Raw genomic sequence first — 15,741 nt, 5'->3', positions numbered from 1 at the left:
CAGGATCTTCTGCGTCGATGCTTCTGGGTGTCGGGCGGGCGGCTTCCGGGCCGCCACCCGATTACTTGATCAAGTAGATCGTGGCGAAGAGGCCGATCCACACGACATCGACGAAGTGCCAGTAGTAGGACACGACGATCGCGGCGGTCGCCTGCTCGTGGGTGAACCTCCTGGCCGCGTAGGTGCGGCCCAGGACCAGCAGGAAGGCGATCAGTCCGCCTGTCACATGCAGTCCGTGGAAGCCGGTGGTCAGATAGAACACCGAGCCGTACGGGTCGGAGGAGAGCGAGAGCCCGTCCTTGATGACCAGCTCGGTGTACTCGAATACCTGACCGCCGATGAAGATCGCACCCATGATGAAGGTGACGATGAACCACATCCGGAGCTTCTTCACATCACCGCGCTCGGCGGCGAACACACCGAGCTGGCAGGTGAGGGAGGAGAGCACCAGGATCGTGGTGTTGGTCGCCGAGAAAGGAATGTTGAGGCTGTGCGCCATTTCCTTCCAGTGCGCGGGACCGGTCACCGATCGCAGGGTGAAGTACATCGCGAAGAGGGCCGCGAAGAACATCAGCTCGGAACTCAACCAGATGATGGTTCCGACGCTGGTGAGGTTCGGTCGGTTGACCGACGGGTGCGCGGGCCCGGTGTCTACTGTCGTTGCTGTCGCCACGACCGACATTATGTCGGTCGCTTATCTTGCGCTCACTCCGGGGGTGCCGTTCGGCGCGTCCATCGCGTCTGCCCAGCCCGGATGGCCCATCGAAGCGGTGTCCGAACCGGTGTTGACGCGGTGGGTGAGGGAGTAGCATCCGCGGCATCGGATCCGATCAAGGCCCAGCGACACGGAGGAACCATGCAGCCGACCGCCACGGTGCTGGTGTACAGCGATGACGCGAACACCCGCGAGCAGGTCCGGTTGGCGACCGGCCGCAGGCCCGCGACCGACGTTCCCGAGGTCGAGTTCATCGAGTGCGCCACCCTGCCCGCGGTGCTCAAGCAACTGGACCGCGGCGGCATCGACGTGTGCGTGCTCGACGGCGAGGCGGTGCCCGCCGGCGGGATGGGTGTCTGCCGGCAGATCAAGGACGAGGTCTTCAACTGCCCGCCCGTGCTGCTGCTCATGGGACGGCCCCAGGACGCCTGGCTGGCCACCTGGAGCCGCGCAGAGGCCGCGGTGACCCTTCCGATCGACCCGGTCGAGTTCGCCGACGCACTGGCCCGCCTGATCCGCGGCCGGCTCTCCCTGGACGTCTGAACGGGTCGTACGGGCGGTCCAGTGCCGCCCGTACGTGTCACCCCGTACGTGTGACCCGGTGTCAGACCTGGGGGCGCAGCCGGGCGATCTGGGCGGCCGGGGGCCTGCGGTCCTTGGCCTTGCCGATCAGCGAGCTGCCCTCTTCCCAGTCGCCCCAGTCCAGGTTCCAGTCGCCGTAGCCGTTCCCGAACGCGTCCATGTCCTCGCCGTTGCTGTTGATGACCTTCACCAGGTCGCCCTCCTTCACGGTCTCGAAGAACCATGCGGCGTTCCCGGTGCTCATGCCGGTGCATCCGTGGCTGACGTTGGCGGCTCCCTGGGAGCCGACGGACCAGGGTGCGGCGTGCACGTACTCACCGCTCCAGGTGACCCGGGTCGCCCAGTACACGGGCAGGTCGTAGGAGTCGGAGCTGCTGCTGGAGATGCCGATGCTGGTACCGCGCATCCGTACGAAGTATTCCTTGCCGAGGATGACCTTGATTCCGTTGCGGGTCTCGTAGCCGGGCTTGCCGGTGGTGACCGGGATCTCGTTGATCTCCTCGCCGTTGCGGTACACGGTCATGGAGTGGGCCGAGGCGTCGGTGACGGCGATGATGCGGTCGCCGATGGTGAGGTTCAGGGGCTTCGTCTCCTCGCCCCAGAGACGGTCGGCGACCTTGATGCCGTTCAGATTGGAGCGGACCGTGATCTTCGAGTCGGCGGGCCAGTACTCCTTGGGGCGGTAGTGCAGGGTCTGGTCGTCGATCCAGTACCAGGCGCCGTCCACGACGGGCTTCGACTCGATCTTGAGGCCGCGCTCCACGATCTTGCGCGACGCCGCGTCCTTGACGGGCTCGCTGAGTTCGGCGATGACGGGCTGTCCGACACCGTAGGTGCCCTCGTCGGGCCCGAAGCTGACCTCCAGGGTGTTCTTCTGCTTCGGGGTTCCCGTGTCGAAGGTGATGACCTTGTTGCCGGGGGCGCCCTCCTTGTCCTCGGTGCTGACGTGGAGGGTGTAGTGGGCCGCCGCGGCCAGCGGGACGGTGGTGTGCCAGCGGGTGCCGTCGGCGGAGAGTTCTCCCGCCACGTAGCGGCCCACGGCGTCGGTCGCGGTCACATCGGTGATGCGTCCCTCGCCGCCCTTCGACGTGACTTCGAGGGGCTTGTCGGGGTCCGCCTTCTGGTTGCCCGTGGGCCCGTTGAAGACGATCTGGCGCGCCGCGTCGTACGGCTTCGCCGACAGGGGATGGTCGTCGGATTCGCCGCAGGCGGTGCCGCCCACGCAGAGGGCGACCACCAGCAGACTGCAGCTCAGTACCGTACGGGTACGCGGTGTGTGGCTCATGTAGCTCACGGTAAGAAGCTTCGCGCGCGCCAGCGCGGCGGGTGAGCCGTCCGAGGGGGGACCTTTACGGCAAAGGGGGAACCCTTGAGGCAAACGGCGGACCCGGACCCTCCAGGAGGAGAATCCGGGCCCGAGTGCCGTGCTGGAAAAAAGCGTCCTACTGGTTCTGGTTCTCGCCGTGGTAGTACTCGAAGACCCAGCCCCAGAGCCCGACCAGGATGAACGGGAGCGAGAAGAACAGCAGCCACCAGCCGAAGACGATGCCCGAGAAGGCGAGCGCGCCACCGGTGGCGAGCGTCAGGGGCTGCCAGCTGTGCGGGCTGAAGAAGCCCACCTCGCCGGCGTCGTCCGCGACGTCGGCCTCCTTGTTGTCCTGCGCGCCCACGTCGACCCGCCGGGCCGTGAAGGCCAGGTAGTAGCCGATCATGATGCACAGGCCGAACGTCAGGAAGAGCGCCGTGGTACCGGCCGGCTCCTTCGACCACACGCCGTAGACCACTGCCATGGCGAGGACGAAGACACTCAGCCAGATGAACATCTTGCCTTGGATCTTCACTTGCCGGCCTCCTTGCCACCCGCGGTGAGGGCGTCACCGGTGGGGCCGTAGCCCGCGTTCTGGAGCTGGTCCAGCGCCGCGATCTCCGGGTGGTGGAGGTCGAACGCCGGGGATTCGGAGCGGATCCGGGGCAGCGTGAGGAAGTTGTGCCGCGGCGGCGGGCAGGACGTGGCCCACTCCAGCGAACGGCCGTAGCCCCAGGGGTCGTCGACCTCGACCTTCTTGCCGTACTTGGCGGTCTTCCACACGTTGTAGAAGAACGGCAGGACGGAGAGTCCGAGGAGGAACGAGCTGATCGTGGAGATGGTGTTCAGGGCGGTGAAGCCGTCGGCCGCCAGATAGTCGGCGTACCGGCGCGGCATGCCTTCGGCGCCCAGCCAGTGCTGGACGAGGAAGGTGCCGTGGAAGCCGACGAACAGCGTCCAGAACGTGATCTTCCCGAGGCGTTCGTCGAGCATCTTGCCCGTGAACTTGGGCCACCAGAAATGGAAGCCCGAGAACATCGCGAACACGACGGTGCCGAAGATGACGTAGTGGAAGTGCGCCACCACGAAATACGAGTCCGAGACATGGAAGTCCATGGGCGGCGACGCCAGGATCACGCCGGTGAGACCGCCGAAGGTGAAGGTGATCAGGAAGCCGACCGCCCACAGCATCGGTGTCTCGAACGACAACGACCCCTTCCACATCGTGCCGATCCAGTTGAAGAACTTCACACCGGTCGGTACCGCGATGAGGAATGTCATGAAGGAGAAGAAGGGCAGCAGCACACCACCGGTGACATACATGTGGTGCGCCCACACGGTCACGGAGAGACCGGCGATCGCGATCGTCGCGCCGATCAGACCCGAGTAACCGAACATCGGTTTCCGCGAGAACACCGGGATCACTTCCGAGATGATCCCGAAGAACGGCAAGGCGATGATGTAGACCTCTGGATGCCCGAAGAACCAGAACAGGTGTTGCCACAGCAACGCGCCGCCATTGGCCGGGTCGAAGATCTGCGCACCGAACTTCCGGTCCGCCTCAAGTGCCAGCAGCGCCGCCGCGAGCACCGGGAACGCCAGCAGGACCAGCACACCGGTCAGCAGCACGTTCCACACGAAGATCGGCATACGGAACATCGTCATGCCCGGCGCCCGCATGCAGATGATCGTGGTGATGAAGTTGACCGAGCCCAGGATCGTGCCGAAACCGGAGAACGCCAGACCCATGATCCACATGTCGGCGCCGATACCCGGCGAGCGCACCGCGTCCGACAGCGGCGAGTACGCGAACCAGCCGAAGTCCGCCGCGCCGCTCGGCGTCAGGAACCCGCCCACCGCGATCAGCGAGCCGAAGAGGTACAGCCAGTAGGCGAACATGTTCAGCCGCGGGAACGCCACGTCCGGCGCGCCGATCTGCAGCGGCATGATCCAGTTCGCGAAACCGGCGAACAGCGGCGTCGCGAACATCAGCAGCATGATCGTGCCGTGCATCGTGAACGCCTGGTTGAACTGCTCGTTCGACATGATCTGCGTACCCGGCCGGGCCAGTTCGGCGCGCATGAACAGCGCCATGACTCCACCGATGCAGAAGAACGCGAATGACGTGACCAGGTACAACGTACCGATGGTCTTGTGGTCCGTGGTCGTCAGCCACGAGACCACGACACTTCCTGGCCGCTTACGCCTGACCGGCAACTCGTTCTCGTACGAGTCGTCGGCCTCGGCGGCACCCTGGGATTCGTTGAGGATGCTCACAGGTTCGTCGTCTCCCGGTTCTTTTCGTGGGTCGTCTGCGCGATGCCGGCCGGGACGTAACCGGTCTGACCCTTGTCCGCCAGCTCCTTGAGGTGCTGCCGGTAGCGCTCGGGCGAGACGACCTTCACGTTGAAGAGCATGCGGGAGTGGTCGGTGCCGCACAGCTCGGCGCACTTGCCGAGGAAGGTGCCCTCCTTGTTGGGGGTCACCTGGAAGGCGTTGGTGTGGCCCGGGATGACGTCCATCTTCATCAGGAAGGGCACGACCCAGAAGGAGTGGATGACGTCGCGCGACGTGAGGACGAAGCGGACCGTCTCTCCCTTGGGGAGCCAGAGCGTCGGGCCCGGGTTGCCCGTCTGCGGGTTGCGGTCACCGGGGACACCGACGTCGTAGACTCCGCCGGCGTTGGCCGGGTAGGCGTCCTCGAACCGGTCCGGAATGGCCGCCAGGTTCGGGTCCGTCTTGGCGTTGCCCGTCGAACCGGGCACATCCTCGATGTAGTTGAACCCCCAGCTCCACTGGAAGCCGACCACGTTGATCGTGTGGTCGGGCTTCTTGCCGAGGTCGAGGAGCTTCGACTCGTCGCGGGCCGTGAAGTAGAACAGCACCGAGACGATGATGATCGGGACCACGGTGTACAGCGCCTCGATCGGCATGTTGTACCGGGTCTGCGGGGGAACTTCGACCTTGGTGCGGCTGCGCCGGTGGAAGAACACGCTCCACAGGATCAGGCCCCACACCAGTACGCCCGTGGCGAGCGCGGCTGCCCAGGACCCCTGCCACAACGAGAGGATCCGCGGAGCCTCTTCTGTGACCGGGGTGGGCATACCGAGGCGGGGAAAGTCCTTGTATGTGCAACCGGTGGCGGTCGCCAGGACCAGGCCCGCGGTCAGTGCCTGGACCAGCTTTCGCCGCATCGGGCGCCGCAACTTGGGGGTACCTCCCACGCCCTTCAGGCAGTGGGGGAGGTCGGAGCCGTTGGGACTCACGTAGCGCCTTCCCGAGAGTCTCGCCCGCGCGGTCGGCTGCGGCCTCCACGCTGGTCGGTCGCCGCCCCCTGCCGCGGGCAGGGGTTTGGATGTTTATGCGGGGCAAACCCTACTGGACGCTATTTGGGGTCGCGCGGGGAGGGTGCCCAACGCGCCGTCCGACTCCCCGAAGGGGTGGCCAGGGCTGGTGGGAGCCGTGCGGAACGGCCCGGATCGGGCGCTTGATGTGCCGTTCTGACGGCCCTTCCGACGCCTCTCGCGACGCCCCTTCCGAAGCGCTGCGCGGCCCGCGGGTTAGCGTACTGACGTGGTCTATTTCGATGTCGCGTCCTCCGCTCCGCTGCATCCCGTCGCCCGGCAGGCGTTGCAGGCGTCGCTCGACGAGGGGTGGGCGGACCCGGCGCGGCTGTACCGCGAGGGGCGGCGCGCCCGCATGCTGCTCGACGCCGCGCGCGAGGCGGCGGCGGAGGCCGTGGGCTGCCGTCCGGACGAGCTGGTCTTCACCTCTTCGGGTACGCGTGCGCTGCACTCCGGCATCGCCGGGGCGCTCGCGGGCCGGCGCCGCACCGGACGTCATCTGGTGGTGTCGGCGGTCGAGCACTCCGCGGTGCTGCACTCCGCCGAGGTGCACGCGGCGGCCGGCGGTGAGGTGACCGAGGTGCCCGTGTCACGGTCGGGCGCGGTCGCGGTGGACACGTACGGCGGCGCGCTGCGGGCGGACACGGCGCTGGCGTGTCTCCAGTCGGCGAACCACGAGGTGGGCACCGAGCAGCCGGTGGCCGAGGTCGCCGAGGTGTGCGGCGCCGCGGGGGTGCCGCTCCTGGTGGACGCGGCGCAGTCCCTCGGGTGGGGGCCGGTGGCCGGGGGGTGGTCGCTGTTGACGGCGAGCGCGCACAAGTGGGGCGGTCCGGCGGGTGTCGGGCTGCTCGCGGTGCGCAAGGGGGCGCGGTTCGCGCCTCAAGGGCCCGCCGACGAAAGGGAGTCGGGGCGGGCGGCCGGCTTCGAGAACATCCCCGCGATCGTGGCGGCGGCTGCCGCGCTGCGGGCGGTACGGGCCGACGCGGCGGCCGAAGGGGCGCGGCTGCGGGAGCTGACGGAGCGGATCCGGGCGCGGGTGCCCTCGCTGGTGCCGGATGTGGAGGTGGTGGGCGACCCGGTACGGCGGCTGCCCCACGTCGTCACTTTCTCCTGTCTCTATGTCGACGGGGAGACCCTGCTGCACGAGCTGGACCGCGAGGGCTTCTCGGTGTCGTCCGGCTCGTCCTGTACGAGCAGCACGCTGACGCCGAGCCATGTGCTGAAGGCGATGGGGGTGCTGAGTGAGGGCAATGTCCGGGTGTCGCTGCCGTTGGGCGTGACCGGTGCGGAGGTGGACCGGTTCCTCGGGGTGCTGCCGGGTGTGGTCGCCTCGGTCCGCGAGCGGCTGGGCGCCCCGGTGTCCAGGGCCGAGGTGTCCGGCACGTCCGTGGTCGTCGACTCCTTGGGCAAGCGCTGCCCGATCCCGGTGATCGAGCTGGCCAAGGTGATCGGGGACGTGCCGGTCGGCGGCACCGTGACGGTGCTCGCCGACGACGAGGCGGCCCGGCTCGACATTCCGGCGTGGTGCGAGATGCGGGACCAGGAGTACGTGGGCGAGCGCCCGGCGCCCGTGGGTGCGGCCTACGTGGTCCGCCGCACCCACTGATCCCGGGGGGTCAGCCGAAGTGGGCCCGGATCTCGTTGCCCGCCTCGTCCCCGTACGCCTTGACGAAGCGCTCCATGAAGTGGCCCCTGCGTACCTGGTACTCCTGGGTGCCCAGGGTCTCGATGACCAGGGTCGCGAGCATGCAGCCGACCTGGGCCGCCCGCTCCAGGCCGACGCCCCACGCCAGGCCGGACAGGAATCCGGCGCGGAAGGCGTCACCGACACCGGTCGGGTCGACCTTGGCCTCCTCCTGCGCCACTCCGACCTCGATCGGGTCGTCGCCGGTCCGCTCGATACGGACGCCCCGCGCGCCGAGGGTGGTGACCCGGTGCCCGACCCGGCCGAGGATCTCCTCGTCGGACCACCCGGTCTTGGACTCGATGAGCCCCTTCTCGTACTCGTTGGAGAAGAGGTAGGTCGCGCCGTCGAGCAGTATCCGGATCTCGTCGCCGTTCATCCGGGCGATCTGCTGCGAGAAGTCGGCGGCGAACGGGATCGACCGGGTGCGGCACTCCTCGGTGTGCCGGAGCATGCCCTCCGGGTCGTCGGCGCCGATGAGGACGAGGTCGAGACCGCCCACGCGGTCGGCGACGGCCTTGAGTTCGATGAGACGGGCCTCGCTCATCGCGCCCGTGTAGAAGGAGCCGATCTGGTTGTGGTCGGCGTCGGTGGTGACGACGAAGCGGGCGGTGTGCAGCACTTCGGAGATACGGACGGAGGCGGTGTCGACGCCGTGCCGGTCCAGCCAGGCCCGGTACTCGTCGAAGTCGGCGCCTGCCGCGCCCACCAGGATCGGGGTCGCGCCGAGCTGTCCCATTCCGAAGGCGATGTTCGCCCCGACACCACCCCTGCGGACATTGAGGCTGTCGACGAGGAAGGAGAGGGAGACCGTGTGCAGCTGATCCGCGACGAGCTGGTCGGCGAAACGGCCGGGGAAGGTCATCAGATGGTCGGTGGCGATGGAGCCGGTGACTGCGATACGCACGGCGAGGCTGCTCCTGGGTGGACGGCGCTGACATCTCACGCTATCGGGTCGCCGCGCCACCGGTAACAGCGCCGAAGTGGGAAAACTACCCGATAGTAGGTCTTTTTTGCCGGGGTCCGGGGTGCTTACGGTGCCCGTATGACGAACTTCCGGTTCCGGGATTCCGCTCCGCTCGACCTCGAAGGCGGGCTCGCCTCACTGCGCGGCGACTGCGCCCGGATGGCGCCGCACTGGAGGGCGCCGCACGATGCCGCCCCGCGACCGGTGCCGTCGTCCTTCGCCCCCGGGATCCACGGCGTGGTCGTCCCCGCCGCGTCGGCGAAGCTGCTCGACGCCATGTCCGAGTACGGCGACTGAGACGCCCGTACCGGAAACCCCCGTACCTCCTGGGGCGCGCGGGGGAACCGTGCGCTCCCCCGGTGCGTCCCATCGCTGTCCCCCGCGCGGGGGACATGGGCAATGAAGGGGCGATGCGGTGAGCACCGAGCGGGACGACCACGACACGACCGGGCAGCGAGCGCGCCGTTCCCCGTGGACGATCGTCTCCGTCGCGGCGGCGGTGCTGCTGGCCGGGGGCGGCGGCGCGTATCTCGCGACCGCGTCGGACAGCGGCCCTGGCGACGACAAGTCCGCCGCGCCGAGCGGCCGGGGGGCCACACCGCCACCGCTCGCGCTGGACGGGTACGCGGGTGTACCGGCGGATGCGGGGAGTTCGGCACCGGGCATCGCGCCGGGTGAGCCCGATCCGAACGGGACGGCGTACAGGGCGGTGGGTCCGCTGCCGGACGGGCCGGGCAGCGCGGCCGTGTACCGGCCGGACGGCGAGGTCGGCGCGGGTGAAGTGGGGCGGCTGGCAAAGGCGTTGGGCGTGGCGGGCACGCCTCAGCGGTCCGGTGGGGCATGGGTCGTGGGTGCCGCAAAGGACGGCTCGGGTCCGGTACTGCGGGTGGACACGAACGCGCCGGGCACCTGGACGTTCTCGCGGTACGCGCAGGGCACCGACAACTGCGAGTCCGCGACCACCTGCACCTCGACCGCCCCGAAGGGCACGGACACCGCGAAGCCGGTGACCGAGCGGACCGCGAAGGCCGCCGCCGCTCCCGTGCTGAAGGCCCTGGGCCAGGACGACGCGAAGCTCGACGCGGGTCAACTCATGGGTGCGGTACGGGTGGTGAACGCGCAGCCGACGGTGGGCGGGCTGCCCACCTACGGGTGGACGACCGGGGTGCGGGTCGCGGCGAGTGGTGAAGTCGTCGGCGGGAGCGGCCAGGTGAAGGCGCCGGCGAAGGCGGCGACGTATCCGGTACTCGGTGCCCGGGAGACGCTGGAGCTGCTGAACAAGGAGGGCGGTTCGCGCGTCGGTATCGGTGGCTGCGCGACGCCCGTCCCGCACAAGGACCGGCTGGAGCAGCCGTGCGGCGACGGGTCGGCCACCGACCTGCCGAAGCGGGCGCCGCTCGACGTCAAGGGCGCCACCTTCGGCCTCGCGGCCCAGTCGGTCGCCGGGCGGCAGGCGCTCGTACCGTCCTGGCTGTTCGAGGTGCGGGCGCCGGGCGCGGGGGACGCGTTCACGGTGACGTATCCGGCGGTGGACCCCGCGTATCTGGCGGTGCCCGAGACGGTTTCGCAGCCGCCGTCCGGTGAGACGGTCACCCGTAGCGTCCCCGTCGACTGGTACCAGGCGTCCGGATCGGAGCTGACGGTGCACTTCACGGCCGGGGTGTGCAGCACGTACGAGGCGTCGGCGAGCGCGAGCGGCGACGAGGTGACCGTGAAGGTGACCGAGACCGGGGAGAAGGGGCAGCTCTGCGTCGCGATGGCCAAGTTCGAGAAGCGGACCGTGCGGCTCGACGCGCCCCTCGGTGACCGGACAGTCGTGGACGCGCACGGCAAGGCGGTGTCGAAGACCGCACCGAAGGGCACGCCCCAGGAGCGCTGAAAAGGCATCGGGTACGACGGTGGCGGCGCCCCTGTGTGATGCGGGGCGCCGCCACCGTCGTACCCGCGAGTCAGACCCGCGAGGGTGCTTTAGCTGAAGGAGTCACCGCAGGCGCAGGAGCCCGTGGCGTTCGGGTTGTCGATCGTGAAGCCCTGCTTCTCGATGGTGTCGACGAAGTCGATGGAGGCGCCGCCGAGGTACGGGGCGCTCATCCGGTCGGTGACGACCTTGACGCCGTCGAAGTCCTTGACGACATCGCCGTCGAGGGAGCGCTCGTCGAAGAAGAGCTGGTACCGCAGGCCGGAGCAGCCGCCGGGCTGGACGGCGACGCGCAGCGCCAGGTCGTCCCGGCCTTCCTGGTCGAGCAGGGCCTTGACCTTGCCCGCGGCGGCGTCGGACAGAACGATGCCGTCGGTGGTCGTGGTCTCGTCCGATACGGACATCTACATCTCTCCCGGGTTGTACGGAGACTGCTTGCCGACGTGTGCAACCGGCGGGGCCGCGGATTCATTCCGGGCCTGGGGTGTCTTTCCGCTCGCTTTTCGCGTGCGCTTCCATGCTCGCACATGGGCCCGCGGACCGGCATGGTCGCGGCTGCCGGTGATGCGTCACATCGACGCGATGGCCATCGTCAAAGTGACGTGAAGCAGTTATGATAGATAGCGTCAAATAGACGAAAAGGGGGGCCGGGGCACGAGCCCGCGGGCCGCCCGAGAGCCCCGAGCGGCGCGGAGCAGCGCCCCGGGGCCATCCCTCGCAGAGAAGAAAGGGTGCGTGACGTGACCACCGCCCAGCCCTTGGATGTCCAGCCGACCCCGCTCGCCCTGCTGCTGCTCGGCCGCGAGGCCGACCCGCGCAGCGAGCGGGGCGTGGAGTGCCCCGGAGACCTGCCGTCACCGTCCGACCCGGACCTGGTGGAGCGCGCCCGCGCGGCCAAGGAGAAGCTCGGGGACAAGGTCTTCGTACTCGGGCACCACTACCAGCGCGACGAGGTCATCCAGTTCGCGGACGTCACGGGTGACTCGTTCAAGCTGGCCAGGGACGCCGCCGCGCGCCCGGAGGCCGAGTACATCGTCTTCTGCGGTGTGCACTTCATGGCCGAGTCCGCGGACATCCTCACAGGCGACGACCAGAAGGTCGTCCTGCCCGACCTCGCGGCCGGCTGTTCGATGGCCGACATGGCGACCGCCGAGCAGGTCGCCGAGTGCTGGGACGTGCTGACGGACGCGGGCGTCGCCGAGCAGGTCGTGCCCGTCTCGTACATGAACTCGTCCGCGGACATCAAGGCGTTCACGGGCCGGCACGGCGGCACGATCTGCACCTCGTCCAACGCGCGCCGCGCCCTGGAGTGGGCCTTCGCGCAGGGTGAGAAGGTGCTCTTCCTGCCGGACCAGCACCTCGGGCGCAACACCGCCGTCCGCGACCTCGGTCTCTCGCCGGCCGACTGCGTCGTCTACAACCCGCACAAGCCCGGCGGCGGTCTGACCGCCGAGCAGTTGCACGACGCGAAGATGATCCTGTGGCGGGGCCACTGCTCCGTGCACGGCCGCTTCTCGCTGGAGTCCGTCGAGGACGTACGGGCCCGGATCCCCGGCGTCAACGTCCTGGTGCACCCCGAGTGCAAGCACGAGGTCGTCGCGGCGGCGGACCAGGTCGGCTCGACGGAGTACATCATCAACACGCTGGAGGCGGCGCCCGCCGGTTCGAAGTGGGCGATCGGTACGGAGCTGAATCTCGTACGGCGCCTGGCGAACCGTTTCGCCGACCAGGGCAAGGAGGTCGTCTTCCTCGACAAGACGGTCTGCTTCTGCTCGACCATGAACCGCATCGACCTCCCGCACCTGGTGTGGACCCTGGAGTCCCTGGCCGAGGGGAACCTGGTCAACCGCATCGAGGTGGACCGCGAGACGGAGAAGTACGCGAAGCTCGCGCTGGAGCGGATGCTGGCTCTTCCGTAACGGACTCTTCCGTGGACAGAACCTGAGAGGGGCCCGGGGTACGTGCGTACCCCGGGCCCCTCTTGTGCGCTACCGGTGGAACCCGGCCGTCAGACCTGTGCCGGCTCCGGTGCCTCCGTCGCCTGCGGCGGGACGCCCCCGTCGCCGCCCGCCCGCTTCGCCTCGCGCTTGGCGCGTCGCTTGTCCTTGCGGAGTTCGACGAACGCGTACAGCGTCGGGACGAGGAGCAGGGTCAGCAGCGTCGACGAGATCAGTCCGCCGATCACGACCACCGCGAGCGGCTTGGCGATGAATCCGCCCTCGCCCGTGACGCCGAGCGCCATGGGCAGCAGCGCGAAGATCGTCGCCAGCGCCGTCATCAGGATCGGGCGGAGCCGGTGCCGGCCGCCCTCGATGACGGCCTCGACCGTGCTGTAGCCCTGGCGCCGGTACTGGTTGATCAGGTCGATCAGCACGATCGCGTTGGTGACGACGATGCCGATGAGCATCAGCATGCCGATCATCGCGGGCACACCCATCGGCGTACCGGTGAGGAGCAGCAGGCCGATCGCGCCGGTCGCCGCGAACGGGATCGACACCAGCAGGATCAGCGGCTGGATCAGCGAGCGGAACGTCGCGACCAGCAGCATGAAGACGATCGCGATGGCCGCCAGCATCGCCAGGGCCAGGTTCTTGAACGCGTCGTCCTGGTCCTCCGAGACACCGCCGATGGACGCGGTGGCGCCGTCGGGCAGCTTCAGCGAGTCGATCTTCGACTGGAGTTCGGTGCTGACCGCGCCGGTGTTGTCGCCGGTCGGCCGGGCCGTGATGGTCGCGGCCCGCTGACCGTCGATCCGGGTCATGGAGACCGGACCGTCGACCAGCTTCACGGTGGCGATGTCACCGAGCTTCACCTGACCGAGCGGCAGCGCCTTGAGCTGGTCCAGGGTCTCGGCGGGGTTCGCGGACCGGACGACGATGTCGCGCTCGGTGTCGTCGAGGGTCGCCTTGCCGCTGACCGAGCCGCCCACCGCCTGGGTGACGGCGGCGCCGAGCGTGGCATCGTTGAAACCGGCCGCCGCGGCCTTGTCGTTGGCGGTGACGGAGATCCGCGGGACGGACTGCGACAGGTCGCTCTGGACGTCGGTGACGTCGTCCAGCTTCGCGACGGTGTCCCGGACCTCGTCGGCCGCCTTGCGCAGCACGTCGCCGTCCGCGGCCTTCACCACGACGCTGAGGTCCTGGCTGCCGAACCCGTCACCGGCGGAGAGCGTCGTCTGACCGATGCCGGAGAGCTTGCCGAGCCCCTCCTCGATCTGGTCCCGGGTCTTGTCGAAGGTCGCCTTGTCCTCCAACGTGACCTGGAACGAAGCCTGGTTGGTGTCCGTGCCGCCGCCGAAGGCCGCCATGAAGCCGGACGAGCCGATGGTGACCTGGTAGTCCTTGACGTTGTCGATGCCTTCGAGCATCGTCTCGATCTTCTTCGCGGACGCGTCGGTCGCCGCCAGGCTGGTGCCCGGCTTCTGCTGCTGCTTGATCGTCACGATCTCCTGCTCGCCCTGGTCGAAGAAGTTGGTCTTCAACAGGGGCGCCATCGCGAAGGTCGCGACGAGCACCAGGATCGCGATGGCGAGGCTGGTGAAGCGGCGGCGGGTGGCGAACTGCAGCACCGGCACGTACACGCGCTGGAGGCGGCTCTTGGCCTCCTTCTCCTCCGCCAGGCGGCGCGCCTCGTCGGGGTCGACGCCCCGCGCGGCCTTCGGGGGCCGCAGGAACCAGTACGAGAGCACCGGGACGACGGTCAGCGAGACCAGCAGGGACGCGAGGAGCGCCGCCGTCACGGTCAGGCTGAACGAGCCGAACAGCTGGCCGACCATGCCGCCGACCAGACCGATCGGCAGGAACACCGCGACGGTGGTCAGGGTCGAGGCGGTCACGGCGCCCGCGACCTCCTTGACCGCCTTGAGGATGGCCTCCTCGCGCTCCTCGCCGTAGCCGAGGTGGCGCTTGATGTTCTCCAGGACCACGATCGAGTCGTCCACGACGCGGCCGATGGCGATGGTCAGGGCACCGAGGGTCAGCATGTTGAGCGACAGGTCGCGGGTCCACAGGACGATCAGCGCGAGGACGATCGAGAGCGGGATGGAGACCGCGGTGACCAGCGTCGAGCGGATCGACGCCAGGAACACCAGGATCACGAGGACCGCGAAGAGCAGACCGAGCGCGCCCTCGGTGGTGAGGCCGTCGATGGACTTGGAGACCGCGGGGCCCTGGTCGCTGACGACGGTGAGCGTGGCGCCGGAGCCGAGGTCCTTGCGGAGGTCGGGCAGCTTGTCCTTGACCGCGTCGGAGATGGCGACGGCGCTGCCGTCCTGGTCCATGGTGAGCGCGACCGCGAGGCTGGGCTTGCCGTTGGTGCGGGTGAGCGAGGTCGCCTTCGACGGCTCCTGCTTCACCGAGGCGACATCACCGAGGCGTACGGGCGGCGTGCCGCCCTGGCCCGTGATCATCAGGTCCTCGATCTGCTTCAGCGAGGTGAAGCCGCCGCCGACCTGGACCGTGCGGTTGCTGCCGTCCTGGTCGAAGGAGCCGGCCGGGACGGTGGCGCCGCCCGCCTGGAGCGCCGGGCCGAGCGCCGCCGATGTGAGACCGGCCTGCGCCATCTTCTTGTCGTTCGGGGTGACGGTGACCTGGAGGTCGCGGACGCCGTCGATGGTGACCTGGCCGACGCCGTCGATGTTCCTCAGCTCGGGTACGACCGTACGGTCGAGCTGGTCCTTGAGCGCCTGCTGGTCCTTGTCCGAGGTGACGGCGAGGACGACGGTCGGGATGTCGTCCGTCGAGCCGGCGATGACCTGCGGGTCGACCGAGTTGGGCAGTTGGGCGCGGGCGCGGTTCACGGCCTGCTGGACATCGGCGACGAGCTGCTTGGTGCCGCCGCCCCCGAAGTCGAACTGGGCCATGATCACGGCGCTGCCCTCGCTCGCCGTGGAGGTGACACCGGTGATGCCGTCGACCGCCTTGATGCTGTCTTCCAGCGGTTCGACGACCTGCTTCTCGACCACATCGGGAGACGCACCCTGGTACGGGGCCAGGACGGACACCATCGGAAGTTCGATGGTGGGCAGCAACTGCTGCTTGAGCTGGGGTATCGCGATGGCACCGAAGACGATCGCGATGATCGACATCAGTCCTATCAGGGCCCGCTGGGCGAGGCTGAATTTCGACAGCCAGGACATGGGTGCGGTCTCTCTTCTGTGGCTTGCGCGGCAGGAGGAGGGATATCTGAACCCCCCGGGATACACCTTGCGCCATGCCCGAACCCGT

13 protein-coding genes are annotated in these 15,741 nt (G+C 68.7%); 5 read left to right on the top strand and 8 right to left on the bottom strand.

Features of this window, described 5'->3' with window-relative positions; translation table 11 throughout:
- Positions 1-61 precede the first annotated feature (61 nt).
- Positions 62-682, bottom strand: a complete 621-nt coding sequence (locus tag ACIQNU_RS06195; protein WP_401361414.1) for a heme-copper oxidase subunit III — start codon at positions 680-682, stop codon at positions 62-64.
- A gap of 174 nt (positions 683-856) precedes the next feature.
- On the opposite strand from ACIQNU_RS06195, the gene ACIQNU_RS06190 reads away from it, so the two are divergent.
- Positions 857-1,258 (top strand): hypothetical protein, encoded by a 402-nt coding sequence (locus ACIQNU_RS06190; RefSeq protein ID WP_401361412.1) that lies wholly within the window; start codon positions 857-859, stop codon positions 1,256-1,258.
- A 61-nt stretch (positions 1,259-1,319) separates the two neighbouring features.
- Here the strand turns inward: ACIQNU_RS06190 and ACIQNU_RS06185 are convergent, their stop codons facing one another.
- The 4 genes from ACIQNU_RS06185 to coxB form a co-directional block, all read right to left on the bottom strand.
- On the bottom strand, positions 1,320-2,582 hold the full coding sequence (locus tag ACIQNU_RS06185; RefSeq protein ID WP_401361410.1) for an Ig-like domain-containing protein: 1,263 nt from the start codon (positions 2,580-2,582) through the stop codon (positions 1,320-1,322).
- A 157-nt stretch (positions 2,583-2,739) separates the two neighbouring features.
- The gene (locus ACIQNU_RS06180) at positions 2,740-3,138 is read right to left on the bottom strand and encodes a cytochrome c oxidase subunit 4 (RefSeq protein ID WP_401361408.1); all 399 of its coding nucleotides are present in this window, start codon (positions 3,136-3,138) and stop codon (positions 2,740-2,742) included.
- Positions 3,135-4,880, bottom strand: coding sequence for a cytochrome c oxidase subunit I (ctaD, locus tag ACIQNU_RS06175; protein WP_401361406.1), 1,746 nt, complete (start codon positions 4,878-4,880; stop codon positions 3,135-3,137). Before ctaD ends, ACIQNU_RS06180 begins: the two co-directional genes overlap by 4 nt.
- Positions 4,877-5,869 carry a cytochrome c oxidase subunit II gene (gene coxB / locus ACIQNU_RS06170; RefSeq protein WP_401361404.1) on the bottom strand — a complete coding sequence of 331 codons (993 nt, stop codon included), beginning with the start codon at positions 5,867-5,869 and terminating at the stop codon, positions 4,877-4,879. The genes ctaD and coxB overlap by 4 nt, the downstream gene beginning before the upstream one ends.
- 307 nt (positions 5,870-6,176) lie before the next feature.
- Between coxB and ACIQNU_RS06165 the strand changes: the two genes are divergently transcribed.
- Positions 6,177-7,553 (top strand): cysteine desulfurase/sulfurtransferase TusA family protein, encoded by a 1,377-nt coding sequence (locus tag ACIQNU_RS06165; protein WP_401361402.1) that lies wholly within the window; start codon positions 6,177-6,179, stop codon positions 7,551-7,553.
- Positions 7,554-7,563: 10 nt separating this feature from the next.
- Here the strand turns inward: ACIQNU_RS06165 and ACIQNU_RS06160 are convergent, their stop codons facing one another.
- Complete coding sequence (locus ACIQNU_RS06160) at positions 7,564-8,538, bottom strand: carbohydrate kinase family protein (RefSeq protein WP_401361400.1); 975 nt, start codon at positions 8,536-8,538, stop codon at positions 7,564-7,566.
- Between the two features lie 138 nt (positions 8,539-8,676).
- On the opposite strand from ACIQNU_RS06160, the gene ACIQNU_RS06155 reads away from it, so the two are divergent.
- Positions 8,677-8,895 (top strand): hypothetical protein, encoded by a 219-nt coding sequence (locus tag ACIQNU_RS06155; RefSeq protein WP_401361398.1) that lies wholly within the window; start codon positions 8,677-8,679, stop codon positions 8,893-8,895.
- A 118-nt stretch (positions 8,896-9,013) separates the two neighbouring features.
- Positions 9,014-10,477, top strand: coding sequence for a hypothetical protein (locus tag ACIQNU_RS06150; RefSeq protein WP_401361396.1), 1,464 nt, complete (start codon positions 9,014-9,016; stop codon positions 10,475-10,477).
- Positions 10,478-10,566: 89 nt separating this feature from the next.
- Here ACIQNU_RS06150 and ACIQNU_RS06145 read toward each other — a convergent pair whose 3' ends face one another.
- Positions 10,567-10,920, bottom strand: coding sequence for a HesB/IscA family protein (locus ACIQNU_RS06145; protein WP_401361394.1), 354 nt, complete (start codon positions 10,918-10,920; stop codon positions 10,567-10,569).
- A 336-nt stretch (positions 10,921-11,256) separates the two neighbouring features.
- Here ACIQNU_RS06145 and nadA point away from each other — a divergent pair, with 336 nt between their 5' ends.
- Entirely contained in the window at positions 11,257-12,435 is a 1,179-nt protein-coding gene (gene nadA / locus ACIQNU_RS06140) for a quinolinate synthase NadA (protein WP_401361392.1), read from the top strand.
- 89 nt (positions 12,436-12,524) lie between these two features.
- Here nadA and ACIQNU_RS06135 read toward each other — a convergent pair whose 3' ends face one another.
- A complete protein-coding gene (locus tag ACIQNU_RS06135) occupies positions 12,525-15,653 on the bottom strand; it encodes an efflux RND transporter permease subunit (RefSeq protein ID WP_401361390.1) in 3,129 nt (1,042 codons plus the stop codon).
- Positions 15,654-15,741: the final 88 nt, after the last annotated feature.

The organism is Streptomyces sp. NPDC091292 (assembly GCF_044757265.1).
Taxonomy (GTDB): domain Bacteria; phylum Actinomycetota; class Actinomycetes; order Streptomycetales; family Streptomycetaceae; genus Streptomyces.
This window is presented reverse-complemented; position numbering and strand designations above follow the sequence as displayed.

What these genes read in the sequence shown, in the direction of transcription:
- ACIQNU_RS06195 (WP_401361414.1), bottom strand. Translation starts at nt 682, where the DNA reads ATGTCGGTCGTGGCGACAGCAACGACAGTAGACACCGGGCCCGCGCAC.
- ACIQNU_RS06190 (WP_401361412.1), top strand. Translation starts at nt 857, where the DNA reads ATGCAGCCGACCGCCACGGTGCTGGTGTACAGCGATGACGCGAACACC.
- ACIQNU_RS06185 (WP_401361410.1), bottom strand. Translation starts at nt 2,582, where the DNA reads ATGAGCCACACACCGCGTACCCGTACGGTACTGAGCTGCAGTCTGCTG.
- ACIQNU_RS06155 (WP_401361398.1), top strand. Translation starts at nt 8,677, where the DNA reads ATGACGAACTTCCGGTTCCGGGATTCCGCTCCGCTCGACCTCGAAGGC.
- ACIQNU_RS06145 (WP_401361394.1), bottom strand. Translation starts at nt 10,920, where the DNA reads ATGTCCGTATCGGACGAGACCACGACCACCGACGGCATCGTTCTGTCC.
- ACIQNU_RS06135 (WP_401361390.1), bottom strand. Translation starts at nt 15,653, where the DNA reads ATGTCCTGGCTGTCGAAATTCAGCCTCGCCCAGCGGGCCCTGATAGGA.